Origin of the sequence: Brevibacillus laterosporus LMG 15441 (genome assembly GCF_000219535.2) — a bacterium.
Lineage (GTDB): Bacteria > Bacillota > Bacilli > Brevibacillales > Brevibacillaceae > Brevibacillus_B > Brevibacillus_B halotolerans.
Window position 1 is genome coordinate 2694449 of the sequence record NZ_CP007806.1, and the last position, 23538, is coordinate 2717986.

Annotated in this window: 8 protein-coding genes; all 8 read right to left on the reverse strand. The window is 42.7% G+C overall.

Going from position 1 to position 23538, the window contains the following annotated elements; translation table 11 throughout:
• Positions 1–608: 608 nt before the first annotated feature.
• Entirely contained in the window at positions 609–2009 is a 1401-nt protein-coding gene (locus BRLA_RS11905) for a sensor histidine kinase (protein ID WP_003337707.1), read from the reverse strand.
• Positions 2006–2767: a response regulator transcription factor gene (locus BRLA_RS11910; protein WP_003337709.1), complete on the reverse strand. Its 762-nt coding sequence runs from the start codon at positions 2765–2767 to the stop codon at positions 2006–2008. Before BRLA_RS11910 ends, BRLA_RS11905 begins: the two co-directional genes overlap by 4 nt.
• Positions 2768–3141: 374 nt before the next feature.
• Entirely contained in the window at positions 3142–4752 is a 1611-nt protein-coding gene (locus BRLA_RS11915; protein ID WP_003337710.1) for a multicopper oxidase family protein, read from the reverse strand.
• Between the two features lie 336 nt (positions 4753–5088).
• Positions 5089–6474, reverse strand: coding sequence for an APC family permease (locus BRLA_RS11920; protein ID WP_041752164.1), 1386 nt, complete (start codon positions 6472–6474; stop codon positions 5089–5091).
• Between the two features lie 539 nt (positions 6475–7013).
• Positions 7014–7388, reverse strand: coding sequence for a hypothetical protein (locus tag BRLA_RS11925; RefSeq protein WP_003337712.1), 375 nt, complete (start codon positions 7386–7388; stop codon positions 7014–7016).
• 193 nt (positions 7389–7581) lie between these two features.
• Positions 7582–8649 (reverse strand): hypothetical protein, encoded by a 1068-nt coding sequence (locus BRLA_RS11930; RefSeq protein WP_003337713.1) that lies wholly within the window; start codon positions 8647–8649, stop codon positions 7582–7584.
• Positions 8650–8761: 112 nt separating this feature from the next.
• Complete coding sequence (gene speD / locus BRLA_RS11935) at positions 8762–9136, reverse strand: S-adenosylmethionine decarboxylase (RefSeq protein ID WP_003337714.1); 375 nt, start codon at positions 9134–9136, stop codon at positions 8762–8764.
• A 77-nt stretch (positions 9137–9213) separates the two neighbouring features.
• The gene (locus BRLA_RS11940; protein WP_003337715.1) at positions 9214–23514 is read right to left on the reverse strand and encodes a non-ribosomal peptide synthetase; all 14301 of its coding nucleotides are present in this window, start codon (positions 23512–23514) and stop codon (positions 9214–9216) included.
• Positions 23515–23538: the final 24 nt, after the last annotated feature.

The following is a 23538-nucleotide window of genomic DNA, read 5'->3' on the forward strand; positions in this document are numbered from 1 at the left end:
ACTAGGCGATATAAAATACACTCAATCTGTTGCTGAGTAGCTACATGACTTTCCACTTACATTATCTTTCGCTCTTTTTGTTCTATATGAGCTTCTCTTCACGTGCCGGATCTACTCAACCATTTGGATCTCTCAGTCTTTTCCCTCTTTTTTGATGAAAATAATGAAGGCCGTTTCTGAATTTATGAAAAATTGTGAGACACGTAGATTTTGGAAACCACCAATAAAGGTAACCTTGTCTTGCTTATTCGTTTTATTTCCCCTCCTTTTCGTTAGCCATATTCTTTTAAATCCAAGCCATAGCTCCTCATCAATAACAACTGATAACTTGAAGAAAATAGAGTGAACATTTTATTTGCTACATAACAAAAAAAGTGACTCCACACCGCGAAGTCACCCTTTCATTCCTTTCCCTTATTTGAAGCGAACAAACCGATATATGAGGTAAATGATAATACCCATTATGGCCATCCAAATACACGCTGAGTTGGAAATACTGAATACACTCGAAAACGAGTCAGTTCGATAATAAGAAGCTGAAATAAATAAACACATTAACCCCATTACCATAAAAAACAAAGCAATGAGCCAGTCCGATTTTTTCATGTCTATTCCTCCTGCATCGTCGGAAGAACGAATTGAACCGTAAAACAAGTACCAATGTCCCTCGTACTGCTAACCTCAATAGATCCACCATGCAGTTCGACTAATTTCTTCACGATTGACAAACCGAGTCCAGTACCGCCCGTTGTCCGTGATCTTGATTTCTCTATCCGATAAAAACGGTCAAAGATATAAGGTAGCTCATCCTCTGGTATCCCAATGCCTGTGTCCTTAATCGAAAGAGAGAGAGTACTAGATGTACAATGAAGATGAACATCAATGTGACCATTCTCGGTATAGCGGATCGCATTCTCCAACAGATTGAGAATAATTTGTTCCATGCGCTTTCCATCCGCACGAATCAACGGTATATCTTCAGAGAAATGAACAATCAACTCTAAACCTTTTTCCTTCGCTTTTAGCGAAACCTTCTGTACTGCTTGATTTACAACATCCTTCAAGTCCACCCATTCCATGGACAGACTAACCTTACCTTCTTCCATCTTGGCAAGTTCAAATAAATCATCCACCAGGTGCTGAATTCGTACACCTTCTTGATAAATAATGTCCAGATAGCGATCCTTCTCTTCCTCGGTCGTATACAAACGATTCTTCACGACCTTCGCATAACCTTCCAAGTATGTGATTGGCGTTCGTAGCTCATGAGAGATATTTGCGAAAAACTCTTGTCGTGTATCTCGATACCGCTTTAGGTCAGCGGCTAAATTATTGATCGCTGCTGCCAAATCACCAATTTCATCTTTACTGCGGATGTCTAGTCGGGTTTCTAACTCTCCTCTAGCAATTTTCTTCGTCGCTAGTTGCATCATGATAAGCGGTCGAGATAAAAGTAATGCTATAATCCAGGTGATCCCCATTGCAAGCAAAAAAGCTCCTACTCCAGAGAGAATCAACAGATTTCGCACTGCAGCAAGGGACTTATCCATGCTTTGCGTAGATGCCATCACATAAATGGCAGAAGATATCTGATTATCTTGGTAGATCGGTTGACCAATCACCATATAGCGATTACCTAATGGATCTTCATGTTCTAAGTGAATGGTCTTTCCAGAAAAGATCTGTTTTAGATCTTCTGGCCGGATAAACGACTGATCCGTAGCGTTGTGCCTACCTGAATGAAGCGTAATCTCACCTGTCGCATTGATATAAAACATGCTTACATTTGAAAAATCTGCGAAAGTCAGGATCATTTCCTCCGAAGATGTCTTGGCAGTCTCTGCCATGGTAGTAAAATGAGAGGTCATCTCTTCAACCTCGGTTTCCATTTCCGCATGATAAAAGCTTGAAAACATCTGATAAAGGCCTACACCAAGAAAGAGGAGGACGATAAAAAAAATCGCAGCGATGACTAATCCTAATTTCATCCCAATCCGATTGTGTCTCATTCTCCTCCTCCTGGTGCTGAAAATTTATACCCTACTCCCCAAACGGTTTGAATCGGATCATAGCCAAGTCTTGCGCGGTGTAATTTTTCGCGAATATTCTTGATGTGGGTATCCACGACACGGGCATCACCCATATACTCATATCCCCATAATCGTTCAACCAATTCCTCTCGAGTAAACGTGCGCTGACTATTTTTTGCTAGATGGAGAAACAAATCAAACTCTTTCGGTGTAAAATCAATGCTTACTTCATGGATATGAACTTCACGAGCGTCTGCATGTATTTTAAGGTGTTGAAATACCATGATCGTTTCTTGAAGCTTTTGTGCTTGATTGATCATGGAGCGTCTTAGCAACGAAAATACACGTGCCAGCAATTCTTCAGGTTCAAAAGGTTTCGTCAAGTAATCATCGGCTCCAATGCCAAGCCCGTGTACTTTATCCTTGGTTTCCGAACGGGCTGTAAGCATAAGGATCGGCATGGTTTCTGTTTTTCGAATGGTCTTACAAGCCTGCCAACCATCCATCCCTGGCATCATTACATCTAATATCAGGAGATCAAACGTATGCTGTTTTATCATCGATAACGCCTCATAACCAGACGAAGCCTCCTTGACGTTAAATCCTTCTTTCATCAGATAAATGCGAAGCAAATTCCGCATATTCCATTCATCATCAACCACAAGCACCTGAATATTCGCTATCGTAATCACCTTCTTTATGTGTAAATCTACCCCAAATCTAAAAGCTACAACCATTTCATTTAAGGTTTCGCGTTTATACTTTCGATAACTCTCTTTTACCTGACCTGATTTAAGAGTTACTCATGGTATAAGTTCGATATTTTAAACATTTTGAGTTGCATTTTCATTTTTGCCTGAAACTCATCCTGCGGACATAAGAGGGCAATCCAATAATATTAACCATGTCTAATCCATTTCCAACAACGTTTGTTTATTTGTATTGTAGATCAAAAATGTGTGGAAACCATGTAGGAACTATGTGTCTTGATCAGATTACAACACAAACAAGATTTCCTAGAATTGAGGCTATCAATTACTACGCCCTTAAATAGTTTCTAAAAGGATAAACTCCTGAAGGCTTATGAAACACCCACAGGAGTTTATTCATGTTATTCTGGTTTATTGTCAACGCTCGGGTCAGGGGTATAATTGGTTTTATAATCATTATACATAACCTCGGTAACCATACCAGCAGACGCATGGTGCAGATCGTGACAATGGAACATCCAATCTCCTGGATTATCCGCTTCAAATGCAACCACATATTCTTCTCCTGGCTTCACGTTGAGGGTATCCTTAATAACAGGCGCTCCATCCAGCGGCTGTCCATTTTTGCTTAAAACTTGGAAAAAGTGTCCATGTAGGTGCATCGGGTGATCATCGGTTTTCGATTGGTTCACAAAGGTGACCTTTACCTTTTCCCCTTTATCAACCTTAATAGAATCAGTATTTGGGAATACCTTTCCGTTTATAGTATAAACCATCTCTCCGTCCTTCATTTCGGTATTCAGATTTAGCTGAACATCCTGATCAAAGGATTGATTCAAAGAAAATTTAGTATCAACTTGTTTCCCGTATTTCAAGAGATTGAATTGTGGTAATTGCTCAGATGCATTGGATGAGTCAGTCTGTAGGGTAGACCCTTCGTATGAAATAACAACTCTCATGTTTTTCACTCTGTCTTCACGTCCATGCTCTTCAAGCAACCATGAACCAGGATTGTTTGCTGTAAACTCTATGTCATAACGTTCGCCTGGAGCGATGGCAATCCCTTGATCTGTAATAACAGCAGGGCTATTTACAGATTGCCCATCGGAGGCAACCACTTTAAATTCATGTCCGTGCAAATGCATTGTATGCGTTAGATAACCCGCATTAATCAAGCGAATTCGAACCTTTTCCCCTTCTTTAACTACTAGCTTATCAATAGCATCTCCCGTCTTTCCGTTAATGGTATATAGATCATACATGCTCATATCATGATCTTTCATACCACTCATGCTCATTTGACTGTGATCCATTCCCTTCATGTTCATCTTGCTATGATCCATGCCTTGCATACTTTTATTCGATTGGCTGGAATCACTCGTATTTGTTTCCATATCCCTGCTGCCAGAGCTCATCCATTCGTCTAGTACAAGCGTGTAATCTCGATCATAACTATCTTTTGGATTTTCCACAATCAATGAACCATAGAGCCCTTTATCGAGTTGATTAACACTATCTTGATGAGAATGATACCAGTACGTCCCTGGAACCGTTGCCTTAAACTGGTACGTAAACATTTTGCCTGGAACGACAGCATCTTGTGTGACCCCTGGGATACCATCCATATCGTTGGGGACTGGGTAACCATGCCAATGAATCGAGACAGGTTCTTCGAGTTCATTCTTTAAGTTAATCTTGACCGTATCTCCAACTTTGACACGAATCTCTGGACCGGGTACAGAATTGTTAAATGTCCATACGGGCAAAGTCAAGTCATTAGACACCTTCAAATTACTCGCTTTTGCCGTGATGGTAAATTCTTTTCCATCCACTCTTTGTGTTTCTTCTGTGAGAACAATATTATTACTTGATTGATTGGTTTTAGAAGACATCTCTGTGGTCTTCTGGGTGTTATCCATATTCAACTCGTCTTTACCACTGGAATTAGAACAACCTACTACTATGATTCCTAACACACCAATCGCAAGCAATAGCTTGATTTTTCCTTTCATTTACTATCCCCCACTTCATTTTCTGATGCCTATAAGATTAAACAAAAAATGTGTGGAAACGATGAAGAAATTTAAATTTTCAACTATTTACATCTGAAAATTTCATTTCAACACACTTAGTCACTGTCTTTCTTCATCCTTAGTAATTTTCGCATCTAATTATTAATTCTTCGTTTTAGTACTTAAAAATCATAATGTAATGGCAATCAAGAACTATCAATTGAGGCAAAAAAAAGTCCGTTTTCAAACCTTTTCGGATTTTGAACGGACTTTTTTGTAGGAAATGGAAATGTAATGATCGTAAGAGATACAACCGTATATTCTATTATGAATTATTTACTCCCGATGCTTTAGTACACTTTTATTACGGGAATAACCAAAATAAATACTGAAACCTACTGCTGAATAAGAAAGATAATACATCCATATTTTTGCTGATAAATTAAAAGCTAAAAATAAGCAAAAAATGATTGCCAGGATTGGAAGAATAGGTACAAGAGGCATTTTGAAATTACGTTTTAAATTTGGCTGCGTTTTTCTTAAAACAATGAGTGACAGTGATACGAGTGCAAAGTTCAAAATGGCAGACATATTCGCAATATCTGCTAATTCTTTTAAATCAATTAATCCAGCCACGATAGCCCCTACTATACAAATGATCCATGTAGAGAACGTCGGAACGTGAGTTTTACTATTAACTGTCGAGAATAATTTAGGTAATAATCCATCACGACTCATTGACAGTAGAATACGTGGCACTGCAAACATGTAAGCAAATAAAACAGCTATAATTCCAATTACTGCGCCAACAGATAAAATAACTGCCGCCCATCCTTGCCCTACACTTTCAAGTGCATAAGCCAAAGCGTCTCCAACATTTAATTCTTTATAGGATACCATTCCTGTTAAAATAGTTCCTAAAATAACGTAAATAGTAGTGCAAGCTAGTAAAGATCCTAAAATACCCCGAGGCAAGTTTCTCTGAGGGTCTTTCACTTCCTCAGCAGATGTTGAAATAGCGTCAAAACCAGTGAATGCGAAAAATACTGAGGCTGCTCCAGCAAATACACCACTTATTCCAAATGGCATAAAAGGTTGCCAATTTTCAGGTTCGATGAAAAATGCACCTATAATAATAAACAGTAAAACAATAGAAATTTTGATAGCCACTGTGATATTATTGACTTTTTTACTTTGCGTTAGACCTCTTGTTAATAAATAAGACATACAAATTACGATAAATACTGCGGGTAAATTTATAATCCCACCTTGGCTAGGAATAGTGACTAGACTACTCGGAAGGTGAATTCCAACCAGTGATAATGCACTATTAAAATATGCTGACCATCCCCCGGCAACAGATGCTATCGAAACTGTATATCCTCCTACAATAGACCATCCTACCAAGAAAGCTACTATCTCTCCTAATGCTACATAGGTATAGGCGTAGGCACTTCCCGAACTTGGAATCGCTGATGAAAACTCCGCATAACATAAAGCTACCAGACCACATACAATTGCAGAAAGAATAAAAGAAAGAGATATAGCGGGACCTGAGTTTCTTGCAGCTACTAACCCTGTAATAACTAAGACACCTGTTCCAATGGTTGCTCCCATCCCCATTAGTATTAAATCCAAGGCGCCAAGTGACCTTTTTAATTTTTTTGATTGGTTTGAATCTGAGATATCCTTAATATCTTTTTTTCTAAATAAATAGCTCATCATTTGTCTCTCTTTCTTTTAATAGGTACGATTTGAGTAATGGTGTTGAAATGAACTTCATTTTATCTTTAAAGATCCCCCATCTTACTTTCTGGCAAAAAAACTGAATATTGTATTAAGTTTTTTAACTTATGTTAACAATAATACTAGTTTTTAATTATATATTATATATTATTTTTTGGACTGTAGCAAAAATAACATTAGGTCAATAAAAACGTAGAATTATATCTGTATCATCGCTGTAACAGGATATCTCTCCTAATAATGAAATAATCGGGTATGAATCTTACAATTATTTCTACTAAAATAGGCCACTTTTAGATCTACTCTAAGTGTTCACAGGGTTTGTGCCATGAGTTGGTATAGTTGTGAAATCTTACTATTTCATTTTTGTATATAATAATATCAACTTAATAAAATTTTCTAAATATCAGTAAAAACAATAAGCTTTTTTGTTCAAATCGAGAAATAAAAAACACCTATTTTCTTCCTTTTCAAGAAAATAGGTGTTTGGTTATTGTGTCAATCCAATAATCTCACTATACGTCAGACTTCATAATCGTTTTTACCAAGTACTCATTGAATTGGCTATATTCCAATTTCGAAATTCTTCTTGGAAAACTCATGATGACAAGTTCATGTGGTACATTCTGTTTTCGATACGCAGGATGTTTATGTTGGTAATGATTTTCCATAAAGCCAAGCCTCATATAAAAGTTCTTACGTCTAATAGAAATAGACTCTACTGGTGGATCAATTTCTAAAATAACATCACAATGATATTCCGAATGATTTAAAGCTACTATTTGATCTTCAAATAATCTTTGTTCATGCTCGGGAAAGCTAGCATTATATAGATCAAAAGCTTTGTTACATAAAACATCATTTGTGCTAGTTAAACGATAAAAATCCATAATTCGTTTTCCTCTCTTTCTTGATGTTTACTTTCTCTTTATAGTTGTATGTCTTCTATATGAATATGACTAGAACTACAATGCTGCTAATCGATTGTCTTTCTTCGACATGAATACAAAAAAAACGACTCCCTTCATCCAGAGCCGTCTTTTTGTTGTCTGCCTATGTCTGTTCCTGCTGTTTCCCAGGCAATTACATATTCGTGTTTTCTTTATTGTGTTGCTCTTGGAGCTTTTCCATCCTTGAACGAATAGCTTGGGCAAAAGACTCTGGTTCGTCTACTTTGAACATGATGCGTTTAAACTCCTTTTTCATCCCAAAGACACCATAATAAATGGCTGATTCTTTTACTTTGATCTCGAATGATGGAGAGTCCATCATTAGTGTCGTATTGACCACATCAGAATCTCCTTTTTCAAACGGATTGAGTGCAACATTGCTCATGTTTGGAGATTGAATTGCTTCAATATTAGCAATGTCGATTACAGCAATACTCTGATAACCGGCATAGAGTGTGACTTTATCCTCAGTCACGGTGCAAGGCAGGTATTTAACAGAGTTATAGAAGGCGACGATGTACAAAGCTGCGTAGATACTGATCGCTGTTGCAATCCACGCGGCGATGATACTCCACTTTGCGAGTAGCCAGTGAAGCAATACGGTCTCAGCTATGAGCAACAGACCGAAAACAATCATCATCGTTTTAATAATGGTGGTCTTATGGTAGCTATATGAGATATCTTTTCGAATGTCCGGTTTTTTGAACAGAACACCGAAAGAATAGTAGAAAAGCTTAATCTCAGCGAGGAAAACATTTTTGAGCGGCGTATCGCCGAACAGCTTGGTCAGTGCCACTTCCATCGCCTCATAGAAGCTTAATTCTCGATCCGCGTGCTTTTTGCTATCCCGGTATAGACGGATAATTTGAAAGAAGATAAAGCAAAGAAAAAAGATTTCAACCAGAGGTGCAACATAGAAAATCACATAGTCCAAGTAACGCTGATGGGAAGCTGCTATCAAATATTTCGAGACGAATATCTCAATAAAAAAGGCAAAAAACAGTGAAATTTTATTGGGAATAACCAGTAGATTGACTAGGAATGGTATCACAAACATCAGCGCTACTGTAACGAATAGATCGACTATATCACTTTTGGCTGTATGTACGTGCATGTAATAATAGCTGCCTCCATAGATGATTCCCGCCAAAATCAGGAAGGCTATCAGTGCCACAGAGCGGTTCTTTTTTGTGGTTGTCATCAGAACACCTCATCGTAACTTTTACGTAGGGGAACAAAAGGAAGAAAAGGGTGGTACCGCCATAAACGATACCACTTTCCTCCCCTCCCCTGTTTAAGCCGATATCATCCATTTATTCACGGATGATCACTTGGTACTGAACATTTTCAGGCCCAAATACATCAATGATGCTTTGTTTGACTTGCTCTTCAGAAAAGTCTTTGCAAGAGAAAACATCTAGGTACCCCTCACGATGCAGATCATTGGTGTGAAGAGTGATACTGCTGGTGTAGATCAATTGTACTGCCGAAAGACCGATTTCTTCACCGTCGCCAAAGCGATAGCAGTGGCACTCCCCGAAGGCAACCATGTCAATGTCTTTAACGAGTTTCATAATGAAATCCTTTACCACTTCAATGCTGAGAATGTTTTCGTTGCATCTTTCCATGTGAACCAACACATGTTTTCCATAGCAAGCTTTTCCTTCGTGCATGATACGTTTATACATCCTGTAACATCTCCTTGTGTTTTCTATTTTTCGATAAAAGAATGAATAGTGACGATAACCAATTTTTCAAGCTTCAATTAATTTCTGGCCCTCATGAATCGACCTGTGATGATCTTTCTGCATTTGCTTGCACCACATCCGCATTCGAATTGGCGGTACAGTTCGTCTTCAGTGGTTTCATAGTCCATGGTTATGTAGTCACCAGGCTTGATTTCTTTGACAGCAGTGAAAACCTGAGTGTCCATGTCAACCACGGTGTTAGGATCGCACGAGTGAAGTACTTTTCCCATGCAGTATGGGTCTTCCACAAAAAGTCCCGAATGTTTTTGTAAGGTGTACAGCGTTTGATACGGAAGCTGTGGGCCATCAAAACGGAAGACGATTTCACCCGGTTGAATGATTGTTTTGGAGATCACTCCGTCGCCAAATTCTGCTCTATTAATTACCTCTACTCTATCCTTCGTTGGTTCAAAGGGATGGTACGGCACTGTCTCAGGATAGATACGATTTGTGGATGGAGGTGAGAGTTCCGGTGCCATCGCTATTGCTACTTCGGAGGTTGCCAGCCTTACTTCATTTTTAACTGCCTGTTTGTCTTTAATGGTAATCCCCACCTCTGCAAGTTTTGCTTGTGCATTGTTCAAGAGCTCATCAAGTAACGACAAGTAATCCTGTGCCATCTCTTCAATAGTCGACTGTTTGAACAGCTCGACGCTGTAGCCAAGGGAGAAATGGATAAAATCGTGCTTTTCAATCGCTTCTAAATAGATGTCGTATTCACAAATTTTGAACTCAAATGGATGAGGAACGACGTGAAGACTGTCGAATTCGATATCGTTCATCTCATAGTTGAGCATGGAGAATACTGCATCAAAGAGCGGTGTACGGTTCTCAACGGTAGGAATCGCTAGTTTTTCCGTTATCATTTCAAATGGATAGAGCTGGTTCTCATAGCAATGAACGATGTTCTCTTTGACATCGGTGAGGAATTCCTGGAAATTCAAATCCCCTCTTGGATTAGCCCGGAAAGCCAGCGTATTGATGAATAAACCAATTACCCTGTTGAATTCTTCACGTGGTCGTCCTGCTTGCCAGGTCCCAACTATGATATCTTCCTGGTCGGTGTACTTCTGCAAAAGTACGTAGAAAGCGGACAAAAGGGTAATGTAAATTGTGACGCTATGTGCTTCAGAAAATTCATGAAGTAGCTTGGTACGTTTGGCATCGACTTGGAAGAAGATTTTTTCTCCATCGAATTTCTTTTGGTCAGGACGCGGGAAGTCAGTTGGGAGTTCCAACTGTGGGATATCTCCATCAAAATACTTCAGCCAGAACTGCTCTTGTCTTTTCCCCTCTTCGCTAGTTAGCCATTGATCGAGCCAATAGGTATATTCCTTGTATTGGACGGTCAATTCAGGTAGCTCATGGCCAGCATAAAGCTGCATCAGTTCGTCCATAAAAACGCTAAGCGAAGTTCCGTCGGAAATAATGTGGTTCATGTCAACAAACAATGTGTGTTTTTCTTCTTCACTACGAATCAAAACGGCACGGAGCAGTGGGGCTTCATGGAAATCAAACGGTCGAACCTGAGCCTGTACCAATTCTGACACCTGTTCCTCCTCTGCTACCATTACAGGAAGGTCAAAACAAAGCTCGTCATGAACTACGAGTACTACTTCATCATCGACTACATCAAAGGAGCTTCGCAGCGACTCATGACGGTTGATCATCGTCTGGAATGAATCGCGTAACCGCTCTACATTCAGCTTACCTTCTAACGTTATCGCGAAAGGAATATTGTAGCTGATCTCCCCTGCGGCACGCTCGTAAGTGTAACGCTGATACGGAGAGGCTTTATAGTACGGACGTTTTTCCAGTAGCTCAAGCGCGATGTAGGTTCCTGCATCTTGTTTTTTGATGTACTCCGCTACTTCCCATAGGATTGGAGTCTGGAACAGAACCTTCAGTGGTACCTTCACACCCGTTTCTTTGTGCATCAGGGAGATTAGGGATGCCGCTTTGAGAGAATGTCCACCTAGCTCAAAGAAATTTCCTTCCCGTCCAACGCGGCTTCTGCCAAGCACTTCGCTCCAAATCATATCCAGCTTCTCTTCCAGTTCACCCTGCGGCTCCACATAACGGTTAAGAGTGAGTGTGGAGGCATCCGGTTTCGGTAGGGCTTTGCGATCTACTTTGCCATTGACAGTCATCGGGAATGTATCGAGTCCGATAAAGTAGGCTGGGATCATGAAGCTGGGCAACGTTTCACCAATGTGTCTTCGCAATTCGCTGATACTAAGCTCGTGGGTTGCAATATAGTAGGCGCAAAGTGCAGTGCTGCCAGCATCGTCGATAGCTATCACAAGGGCTTCGTTGATGGCATCATGTTGCAGAAGGCAAGTCTCAATCTCCCCTAGCTCGATGCGGAAGCCTCGCACTTTTACCTGATGGTCCAGTCGACCCAAATACTCCAGTGTACCGTCATCTAGCCAGCGTGCCAGATCACCTGCACGATACATTTTTTGATCAGGTATAAATGGATTAGGTACAAAACGCTCCGCAGTCAAATCAGGTTGATGAAGGTAACCGCGTGCCACACCCTCTCCACCGACGTATATCTCACCTTTTACCCCAATTGGGACAGGTTGCTGGAATTCATCCAAGATGTAAACAGTCAGCGTTGGAATCGGAGTGCCGATGTTTGGCTGATTCTTGTTCATCTCGGCCAGCGTAATTTCTTTAAACGTTACATGTACAGTGGTCTCGGTAATGCCATACATGTTAATGAGTTGAGTTGCCGGGTATCTTTCATGGAACTTGTGAAGCTGGATTGGTGCTAGGGCTTCACCGCCGAAAATCACGTAACGGACAGCCAATTCCTTCTCTTTTCCTTTCGCCTCTTCCTGTATCAGAGAGTAGAAGGCAGTAGGGGTCTGATTAAGCACGGTCACCCGCTCCTGCTTAAGAAGTTGGATGAAATCCTTCGGCACACGAGCAATCTCTTTTGGTACGATCACAACACGGCCACCGTAGAAAAGAGCGCCATACATCTCCCAAACAGAGAAGTCGAAGCAGTAAGAGTGGAACATTGTCCAGACATCGTTGTCGGTAAAATCAAACCTCATGCGATCATTCGTCATCAAGCGGATCACATTGCGGTGTTCGATCATAACACCTTTAGGCCTACCGGTAGAGCCAGAGGTGAAGATGATGTATGCGAGGTCATCTTGTGTTCCAATTGGCTTTGTTAGCAATTTGGCTGGCTGCTTTTCCCACTCATCTAGCTGATCGATATTAATCGGATGGACTTCGGCAAAAGCCTCATAGATTTCGGCATGATGTGACTCTGTGATGAGCATGTCCATGCCTGTATCCTCAACAATTGCTGCTATACGCTCTACCGGGTATTCCGGATCAATTGGCACATAGGCTCCCCCAGCTTTCAAAATAGCCAGAATAGAAATAATCATGCGTTCGGATCGGTCCAAAAGTATTCCGATCAACGGATTACGCTGATGCTGACTCTGCTGTAATAGGCGATTAGCAAGACGATTAGCCTGCTCGTCCAATTCCCGGTAGGTAAGGTGTTTGTCGCCGTATGTGACTGCAACACGGTCTGGTGTTAAACGCACCTGCTTTTCAATCCATGCATGAATGGTAGATTCACGCGGGTAATTCGCATCAGTTTGGTTGAAGTCATAAATCAACTGTTGCTTCTCAGCTTCGTTTACCATGATGAGTTGTCCCATCGAAAGATCAGGCTGTGTAATTGCACCCATCAGCAATGTGAGAAAATGCTTGGCCATACGTTCCATAGTAGTACGCTTGTATAGGCTGGTCCGGTACTCCCATTCAAAATAAAGCTTACTGTCTCGCTCCAGCACCGATAATGTCAGGTCGAACTTAGCTGCGTTGTGCGTATACTCGTACGGAGTCATCTTGAGGCCAGAAATCGTATTATCAGCAAACTCTATGTTCTGCACGGTCAGCATTGTATCAAAGAGCGGATTGCGACTACGGTCACGTTGGATGTCGAGTTTTTCGATCAGCTCTTCTAGTGGATACGTCTGGTATTCATAAGCATGTAGCACATTCGCTTTCACTTCACCTAGAAACTCACGGAACGATTTAGACATCACAGGGGAGTTTCGTATTGCAAGTGTGTTAACAAACATCCCGATCACATGCTCTACATCTGCTTTGAGGCGCCCTGCTGTCGGGGTTCCCACAATGATGTCGTCTTGGCCAGTATAGCGAGCAAGGAACAGATTATAAGCCGCCAGTACGTTCATATAAAGAGTGGTATTCGTCTCATGGACAAACGTGAGTAATTGGGCTGTTTGTTGCTTGTCCAGCTCAAAGCTAATCACGTCACCAGCATAATCAGTAATCGTCGGTCGGCTGTGATCGGTCGGCATTTCAAGAACAGGGAGCTCACCTGCAAAGGTATCCAGCCAAAAACGTTCCTCCCTGCCGCTAACCTGACATTGCTCACGTTGCCATACAGCATAATCCTTGTACTGGATCGTAAGTGATGACAGTTCGTTCCCCAGATATAATTGATTGAGCTCATGCAAAAACAAAGTAAGCGATGTCCCGTCAGAGATAATGTGATGCATATCTATCAGAAGTACGTGCTGCTTACTAGTCACGCGGAAAATCATAGCGCGGATGAGCGGTGCTTTGCTCAAATCGAATGGTTGAATATAGTCAGACAACGTTCTGCGTAGTGTTTCTTCATCTATTTCGACCAACGTCAGCGGGAGGCTCACCTGATCGTGAATCAGTTGGATCACCTCTTCTCCTCTCATTTCAAAAGAGGTGCGGAATGCCTCATGTCGCTGTATGAGCATATCAAGTGCATTTTGTAGCTTTGATAGATCAAGATCTCCATCTAAACGCACGATCAATGGCATATTATAGCTGATACTTGCTCCCTCAAACTGATTGATGAAATAAAGTCTTCGTTGCGATGGCGATGTCGGATAATACGCTCGCTTCTCTACTGGTTGAATTGCATGATACGCTTTCCGATCGGATATGCTGATTGCGTTTGCCATCTCTTTGACTGTCTGATGAAGAAAAACCTGCTGAATACTAAACTCTACTTCTAATTGCTTTTCAATGCTTGCCGAAAGCATCGTGGCACGTAAGGAATGACCACCTCGTTCAAAGAAGTTATCATGGACACCGATTTTTTCTACTCCAAGTACCTCGGACCAAATCTGGCAAAGTCGTTCTTCGGTCGGGGTGGTAGGTGGTACGTACTGGCTAGCATACAGCTCCAAACTAGGTTCTGGTAGCGCGCGACGGTCTAGTTTACCATTCGGAGTGAAAGGAATCATCTCAAGCTCCATAAAAACGGCTGGAATCATATACTCTGGCATTCGATTAGAAAGGTGATCCCGCAACTCAGCAATACCAATTTCAGAATGTGCAGAGAAATAGGCACACAAGTAAGCCTGATTGGTTTGATCATGTTTAACAAGCACAACCGCTTCTTTGACCTGAGGATGCTCCTTCATCTGTACGGCAATCTCGTCTGGCTCAATACGGAACCCACGGATTTTTACAAGGTTATCAGCACGGTCAAGGTACTCAATATTACCGTCAGGAAGCCATCTCACAAGATCTCCTGTTTTGTACAAGCGTTCCTCTGGGTTAAACGGACTTGGAATAAACTTCTCATCAGTCAGGTCTTGTCGGTTTAGATACCCTCGGATCAGTCCTTCTCCGCCAATGTATAGCTCGCCAGGTACACCGATTGGTACAAGATGGAGATGCTTGTTTAACACATATAATTGGGTACGACTGAGTGGTTTCCCGATCGGTATGGAACTCATGTCCTCCTTGATTTCAAAGATGTGATAATAGGTAGCAAATACAGTACTTTCTGTCGGTCCGTATATGTTGTAAAAACAGTCCGGACCAAGATAAGCCAGTGCTTTCCTCGCTTGTTTTGGCGACATCTTTTCACCACCGACAAACAACTTACGTACGTTACCTAAGCACTCTAAATTCACGTCTACTAAAGTGTGAAACAGTGCTGTCGTCATAAATATCACACTAATTCGATGAGTCGTGATTAGATAGGAAAGGGCATGAACATCAAGCATTTCATGGCGATTCATCATGACCAGCTTCGCCCCGTTCAAGAGCGCACCATAGATATCGAAGGTAGAACCATCAAATACATAGTTAGAAATTTGCAAAAGCGTATCTGTACGATTCAAGTCGACATAGTTCGTATCCTTAACGACCCGGATAATGTTCGCATGCGTAGTAAGCGTTCCTTTTGGTTGTCCAGTAGTTCCCGAAGTAAACATCACGTAGGCGAGATGCTGTGAATGGAGGTCAACTGCTTCGGGATTGCTTACATCACCTTGGTGAAGCAATGTCGGATCATCAAGATTAATCAACTCTTGGTCCAGAGTGAAATTTTTGATCAAATGGGACTGGGACAATACCAGCCGAGTCTTGGTGTCTGCAAGCATAAAGCGAATGCGCTCGATTGGGTATTCTGGGTCAATTGGTACATAGGCCCCCCCAGCTTTTAGTACCGCTAGCATCGCAACGATCATCATCGGCGATCTGTCGATAATCAAACCAACTTTTTCTTCTCTTCCTACTCCTCGTGCCTGAAGTGCATGCGCAAGGAGGTTTGCTTGTTCGTTAAGCTGTCGATAGCTCCACTCCTGTTTCTCAAATACCAGCGCAATCTTATCTGGATACAGCGAGGCCTGCTGTTCGAACAATTGCGGGATGGTAGCTGTGATCGGTGCTTGCCCTTGCTCTGAATTAAACTCTTTTAAAAGCTGATTCTCCTCCTCTGCCGTCATCATCTGGATGTCTGAGATTGGACTATTCGGATGTTTTAAGGCATGGATGATCAGTTGGTTAAGGTGGTTAGCCATTCGTTCAATTGTTTCGCGTTTAAATAAGTGACTGCTGTATTCCCAGTTGAAGTATATCTTGCCGTCCGTTTCGATGGCGAGTAACGTCAGATCGAACTTGGCCTTCTTCATCTCATAAGGAAGGGCAGTAATAGCCACGTCCGTAAGCTGAACAGATGCTAGTTCGAGGTTTTGCAGGGTAAACATTGTATCAAATAGAGGATTACGACTCGTGTCACGGGCAAGTCCGAGCTTTTCAATTAGTTCTTCGAGCGGATAATCCTGATGCTCATAGGCTAATAGGACGCTTTCACGTACTTCGGCAATAAACTGGCGGAAGCTCTTCGCCGCTTCTGGCTGGTTACGCAATGCCAACGTGTTAACGAACATTCCCATCACCCGATCTACGTCGGCAGTTGGACGTCCCGCAATCGGTGTTCCGACACAAATATCTTCTTGATCAGTATATTTAGCTAGCAACATTTGATATAGCGCAAGTAAGGTCATAAAAAGAGTGACCTGTTCATTTTGGTTGAACGATTGTAGTTTGGCTGTCCACTCGGCAGGCAGCTCAGTCTGAAGTATCTCTCCAGCAAACTGTTTAACCACAGAACGTGGATAGTCGGTTTGAAGCTCCAACACCGGAATTTCATCAGCGAACTGATTTAGCCAGTAAGATTCCTTTGTAGCAAATGATTGTAACTGGTTACGTTGCTGCTGCCAAACGGCATAATCCTTGTACTGAATCTGAAGTTCTGGCAATGTTTCACCAGCATAAAGTTTGCTGAATTCGTCCATAAACAGGCTCATCGAGACACCGTCGGAAATGATATGGTGCATGTCAATCACAGCCACATAGGACTGTTCATCCAGTTGAATCAGACGAGAACGCATCAGAGGCGCCTGTCCGAGATCAAATGGCTGAATCGCCTGCTTAATCATCTCATCTCGCTTTGCCTTGCTGGTCTGAATAAGTTCAAAGAGTAGCTTTACTCTTGGATGAATTCGTTGCACCACTTCTCCATCCACGACAGCAAAAGAGGTGCGTAGCGCTTCGTGTCGTTCGATCAGTTTTTCAATCACACCTGTAAAGCGCGGGATGTTAAGCGGACCGTTAATTTCCAGCACAAGTGGCATGTTATAGGCCGTTTCTACACCAGCGAACTGATTGACGACATACATACGTTTTTGTGCAGAAGAAGCAGGGTAATAATCGCTTGTCCCGACAGGTAGGATCGTTAACTCGTCTGAGCTGTTCTCTTCCTTCTGCTGTTGCAGGATTTGCTCTAGGCAGTCCGCCAGCTCTTGAAGCGTTGGTTTTTGAAAGAATGCGGAGAGCGGAACCTTCACCCCGAATTCCTTTTGAATGCGAGAGATTACGGTAGTCGCTCTAATCGAGTGTCCCCCACGCTCGAAGAAATGGTCGTTACGGCCGATACGCTCAACTTGTAAGACGTTACCCCAAATATCCGCCAGTCTCTGCTCCAATTCGCTAATCGGTGGTTCAAAAGGACGATCTGGCACATGTACACTGTCTGGTTCCGGTAAGGCACGGCGGTCTACTTTTCCATTTGCGGTAAGCGGCAGACTGTCGAGTTGGATGAAGAACGTTGGAACCATGAACGGTGGCAACTGGCTATTCAGGTATTGGCGAAGACCTACATCACTCAGCTCCTCTGTAGCCACGTAATAGGCACAAAGGTTGGTGTCAAAGGCTGTCACAACAGCTTCTTTCACCCCGGGATACTGAAGCATTCTGGTCTCAATTTCTCCAAGTTCGATGCGATAGCCTCGGATTTTTACCTGTTGATCAATCCGTCCAAGGTATTCAAGCTGTCCATCTTGGCTTATCCTTACAAAGTCTCCGGTACGATAAATGGTCTGCTCTGGGAGAAGCGGATGTGAGACGAATTTTTCCGCAGTCAAGTCCGGTCGATTGAGATAGCCACGCGCAAGTCCTGCTCCGCCAATGCAGAGTTCGCCTGGTACCCCGATTGGTTGTAGCTGTCCGTTTGAGCTGAGCACGAGCGCTTGTACATTCTGAATAGGACGTCCTATCGGCAGGTTATTGGATGCCTGAGTCAGCAAAGTAGATGTAGCGACGACGGTGTTTTCAGTTGGTCCATAGTTGTTGATAAGCTGATATGACCTTGGAATAAAGGTCTTTAGCTTGTCGCCACCAGTCAACAGTACACGCAATGAGCGGTTATCCAGCTCTTGGAATAATTCACACATTTGAGTTGGTAAGAAGCTTACGGTAATTCCGTGTACTTCAAAATAGTGATTAAGCAACTCTGCATCGAGACGGATGTCATCAGGAATGATGTGCAGAGTGGCACCTGTGATCAGTGTGGGGAAAATTTCCCAAACCGAAGCATCAAAGCCGAAACCTGCATATTTGGTTGTATGATCGGCTGCTGTGAGATCGAAGGACGTTTGATGCCACAAGCACAGATTAACAAGTGAATGGTGCTCGATCATCACCCCTTTTGGTTGTCCTGTAGAGCCTGAAGTATAGATGACGTAGGCAAGACTATCTGGCTGAACAATCGCATCAAGCGGTTCGTCGGTCACTACTTGATACAGTCTGTCATCTGTAAGCAACAGAGTCTCGCAGATGTCAGTCCATTCCTCTGATGCTGCAGCTATGTCCCTATTACGGTGAACAAGCAAGATTTTGGCTTTACTATCGGATAGCATGTACTCGATACGTTCTGTTGGATACTCAGGGTCAATTGGCAAAAAGGCTGCTCCCGCCTTAACGATCGCAATCAATCCGATGATCATTTCCAAGGAACGGTCACTGAGAATGGCAACAATATCTTCCTGTCCCACTCCTTTTGTTCGCAAGGTCTGTGCTAAAAGGCTAGCTTTTTCATCTAATTCACGATAGGTCAGCTGTTGCGCACCAAATACCACGGCAATTTGCTCTGGCATCGCAACCGCTACTTGTTCGAATAAGGTCAGTGCAGTGACGTCCTGCGGGATGCTCTTGAATGTGTTGTTTATCTCTGTAAGCAAATGTTCTTTTTCAGCATCTGTCATCATGTCAATGTCTCTTAGTTTGATGTTTGGGTCAGCAATCACTTGATTGAGGATACTCAGATAATGCTGAATCATCCGCTCTATTGTTTCCTGACAAAACAGTTGGGTCCGATATTCCCAGTCAAACACAATTTTGCCTTCACGTTCCGCCGCTACCACTGTCATGTCGAATTTGGCTATTTCGTGCGTGAATTCATAGGAACTCATTTCGAGGTTTGCCATCGCAAACGTGGAAACCTCAATGTTCTGTAAGGAGAACATAATGTCAAACAATGGATTGCGGCTTATATCACGCTGTACATCCAGCTTTTCAATCAAAGTTTCAAGCGGGTAGTCCTGATTTTCAAACGCTTTGAGGCTATTAGCTTGGACTACACCTAGGAATTGGTTGAACGTCTCATCAGACTCAAGCTGGTTGCGCATTGCAAGCGTATTAACAAACATTCCCATCACATGTTCTAGTTCAGCTAGCTGACGTCCGGCAATCGGTGTTCCGATGACAATATCATTTTGGCCCGTGTACTTGTGAAGCAGGACATTTAGTGCGGCTAGCAGGGTCATATACAAGGTACTGCCCCGTTCGTTGCAATAGGTCAGCAAACGCTCACTTTGACTTTCGGTTAGCTCGAACTGAATGCGCGAGCCAGCGAATTCCTGTACAGTCGGACGCGGGAAGTCAGTCGCAAGCTCAAGGACAGGAATGTCACCGCTAAAGGTATCGAGCCAATATTTCTCTTTTACCTTTGCCGCACCACTTTCCATGATTGCTTGCTGCCACACGGCATAGTCCTTATATTGAATCGCAAGAGGCGGCAATTCTTTACGGGCGTAGAGTTGCGTCAGCTCATGTAAGAAAATGTTCATGGAAACACCATCAGAAATGATGTGATGCATATCGAGTACGAGTAAATGCTCTTGCTTGCCAATTTGGAAAAGTCCAACTCGTGACAGTGGAGCCTGACTTAGGTCAAAAGGCTGAATAAATGTCTGGACCTCTTCTTGCAATAAATCTTCAGTGGTTTCGATATAAGAAAACGGCATTTCTACATCTTTATGAATCTGTTGCATCAGCTTATCTTCCACGGTGACGAAAGAAGTGCGAAGCGATTCATGGCGCCGGGTCAATGCACGAACAGCATCTTGTAGAGATTCGACATCAAGCAATCCGTTAAGACGTACCATCAACGGCATATTATAAGTTAATTCCGCGCCATCGAATTGGATACTCACATACAGACGTTTCTGTGCAGAGGTCGCCGGATAAAAATCGCGGGCTTCTGTTGGAATAAGCGGCGGTAAGGCATCCTTATCGGCCTGTGTGATGTAAGCCGCCATCTCCTCGATGGTTGGACGGTTAAACACTTCTTTGAGCGGATACACGATACCGAATTGTTTGTGGATTCTAGCAACCAGTAACGTTGCTTTAATTGAATGGCCACCCCGTTCGAAAAAGTTATCAGTAATCCCTACTTGTGTCAGTCCGAGCACATCGACCCATATTTTTGCTAGTTGTTCCTGCGTTTGATTCTTCGGTGCAACATATTCACTTTCACTAAAAATGTTCTCCGGCATCGGGAGTGATTTATGATCAACTTTGCCGTTAACAGTAAGTGGTAGGGATTGGAGTTCTATAAAATAAGCTGGCATCATGTAATCTGGTAGCTCTGTTGACATATAATCACGCAGTTCGTTGATACTTACTTCATCAGCCGGCACGTAGTACGCACAAAGAACTGCATCGCCAGCGATCTCCTGCACAGTTATGACCGCTTCATTTATCGCAGGATGCTTCCGTAGCAAGGTCTCGATTTCCCCAGTCTCGATACGGTGACCGCGTATTTTGACCTGATTATCGATGCGACCGTGAAAAATTAAATTCCCATCTTCCGTCCAACTCACAATGTCTCCTGTACGGTACATACGCTCATCTGGTTCAAATGGACTTGCTACAAACTTTTCGGCTGTAAGTTCAGGAAGATTGTGGTAGCCGCGAGCAAGACCTACACCACTAACACACAGTTCACCAGATATTCCAATAGGCTGAAGCTGATCATGAGCAGTTAACACGTAAGCACGGGTATTCGCAATCGGACCGCCAATCGTAATCGGCTTATCTACTCGCATGTTGCGAGAAAAGGTAGAAACGATCGCGTTCTCTGTTGGACCGTATTCGTTAATTAGTTCGATACGAGCGTTAAGGTTTTTACTCTGACGGATGACGTTCTCTGTCAGTTTATCTGCCCCCAAGCAGATCAAGCGTAACGACTGAGTCTCTTCAGCAGTCATGGTATCGATGATTGCACTGTACATGACAGGTACGGTAATAAAACTTGTTACGTTCCAGCGCAGGATATGACGTTTAATCGCCACTGGATCTTTAGCATCCTCAGTCGGTAGAATGACCGCTTTCGCACCGGCGATCAGTGGTGAGAACAAGCTAATGACGAAACCGTCAAATGCGAAGGAAAAGAGCTGCAACACACTGTCTGTCTCACAAAATTGATACTCACGGCTACGCCAATAGATTGTATTAACCACATTTCGGTGTTCAATCATGACCCCTTTTGGTTTACCGGTGGTGCCAGAAGTGTAGATCATATAAGCCAGATCAGAAGGTCTATTTACCGACTCAAGCGGGCTATTGTCAGTGTCGTCGTTTCCAGTAGTTATCGAAATCAGTCTATAGGATGAAACATTCTCCCCAAGAGTAGAAGTAATGGTTTTATGCAGATGCTCTTGGATCAAAACCAATTCAATATGGCTATCCGTTAAGATGTACTCGATACGCTCTTTGGGATATTCTGGATCGATCGGTACATACGCGCCCCCTGCTTTGAGAATTGCAAAAAGTCCTACAACCATCTCAATGGAGCGTTCAGCTACAATACCGACTAATTGATTGGGTCCAACACCCTGTCTTCGCAATACACGAGCTAGCTGGTTGGCTTTCTCGTCTAGTTGTTGATAGGTCAGACTCTGTTCATTGTATGCAATCGCGATGGCATTCGGCGTGCGAGCAACCTGTTCCTCAAACAATTGATGCAACGTTTTCTCGTTCGGAAAGTCTACTGCCGTGCTGTTAAATGTAGCAAGAAGCTGTTGTTTTTCCTCATCTGTGACTAACTCATAGCTATGGACAGCTTGATGAGGTTCTGCAATGACTTGCTTCATCAGCTTTGTTAGATGTGCACCTATACGCTCGATAAACGCTTGGTCATACTTGTTTGCATTGTAGCTTAAGCGAATCGTGAATAAATCTCCAGGAATGACAACGAGATGAAAGTCATAGTTCGTCATCTCATGGGCATCCACGCTGACTACAGTAAAACCCAGTTCTTTGTCCCATTCAGTCTGATATAGTCCCTGATTATCTACATGATTTTGAAAACCTATAATATGATTAAACAGATCGCTTCCAAGTCCAGACCGGGACTGAATATCGGCAAGCGAGACATATTCATAGGATTTAGCTTCCAAGGAGTTCTGCTTCACCGCATTTAGCAACTGGCTAAATGTCTGCTCATTTCCACTTTTAATTCGTACAGGTACGGTATTGATAAATAGGCCGACAATTTGCTCCACATCCTCAATTTCTGAGGGACGGCCTGAGACAACCGAACCAAATACGACATCTGAGGTGTTATTGTAACGCTGTAGCAAAAGACCCCAGATCGCTTGAAATACATTGTTTGACGTGGTCTGATGCTCGCGGGCGATGCGGTAGATTCCCGCGCTTAGTTCTTTATCTACAGGAACGGTTACTTCCCCATAGGCAAAACCATCAGAATGTGTAAACTGATGTGCCATAACCGCAGGCTTTTCATAAGCAGAGAGGTAGTTTTCCCAGTAGGTAATGGCCTCAGTCTGATCTTGCTTTTGCAACCAATGAATATAGCTGCTATAGGGTGTTGTCTTTTCCTTGACTAGGGCCTGATTCATGACTAGCATTTTGTAGAAACGGAAAAAATCCTGCATGACAATGCCAAAGCACCAACCATCCATCAAGATATGATGATGACTCCAAACCAATTGATACTCCTTTTCTTTGGTCAAAATGATGCTTATACGCATTAGGATATCTTTGGAGAGATCAAAGCCTCTTTCTCGATCAGCTTGGAGTAAAGCCTCGATATGTGCCGTTTGTTCGTCGCAAGAAAGGTTTACAATATTATGAAAGGCAACAGTGGTCTTGCGTTCTTTTAACACAACTTGGCGTGGTCGCTGTAGCTTTTCGTAAAGAAACAGCGTACGGAAAATATCATATTTGCTGATTAAATGGTTTAGGCTTTGTTCCACATAACTAACGTTGAGGTCACCTTGAATGATCAGCCTCATCTGTTCAAAGTAAGCATGCTGGGTGTCACCAAGTAAGGAGTGGAAAAGCATTCCCTCCTGCATGGGTGATAAAGGGTACACCTTTTCGATTTGATTATTTTTCATGTCGGTTACTCCCTATTTTTTTCT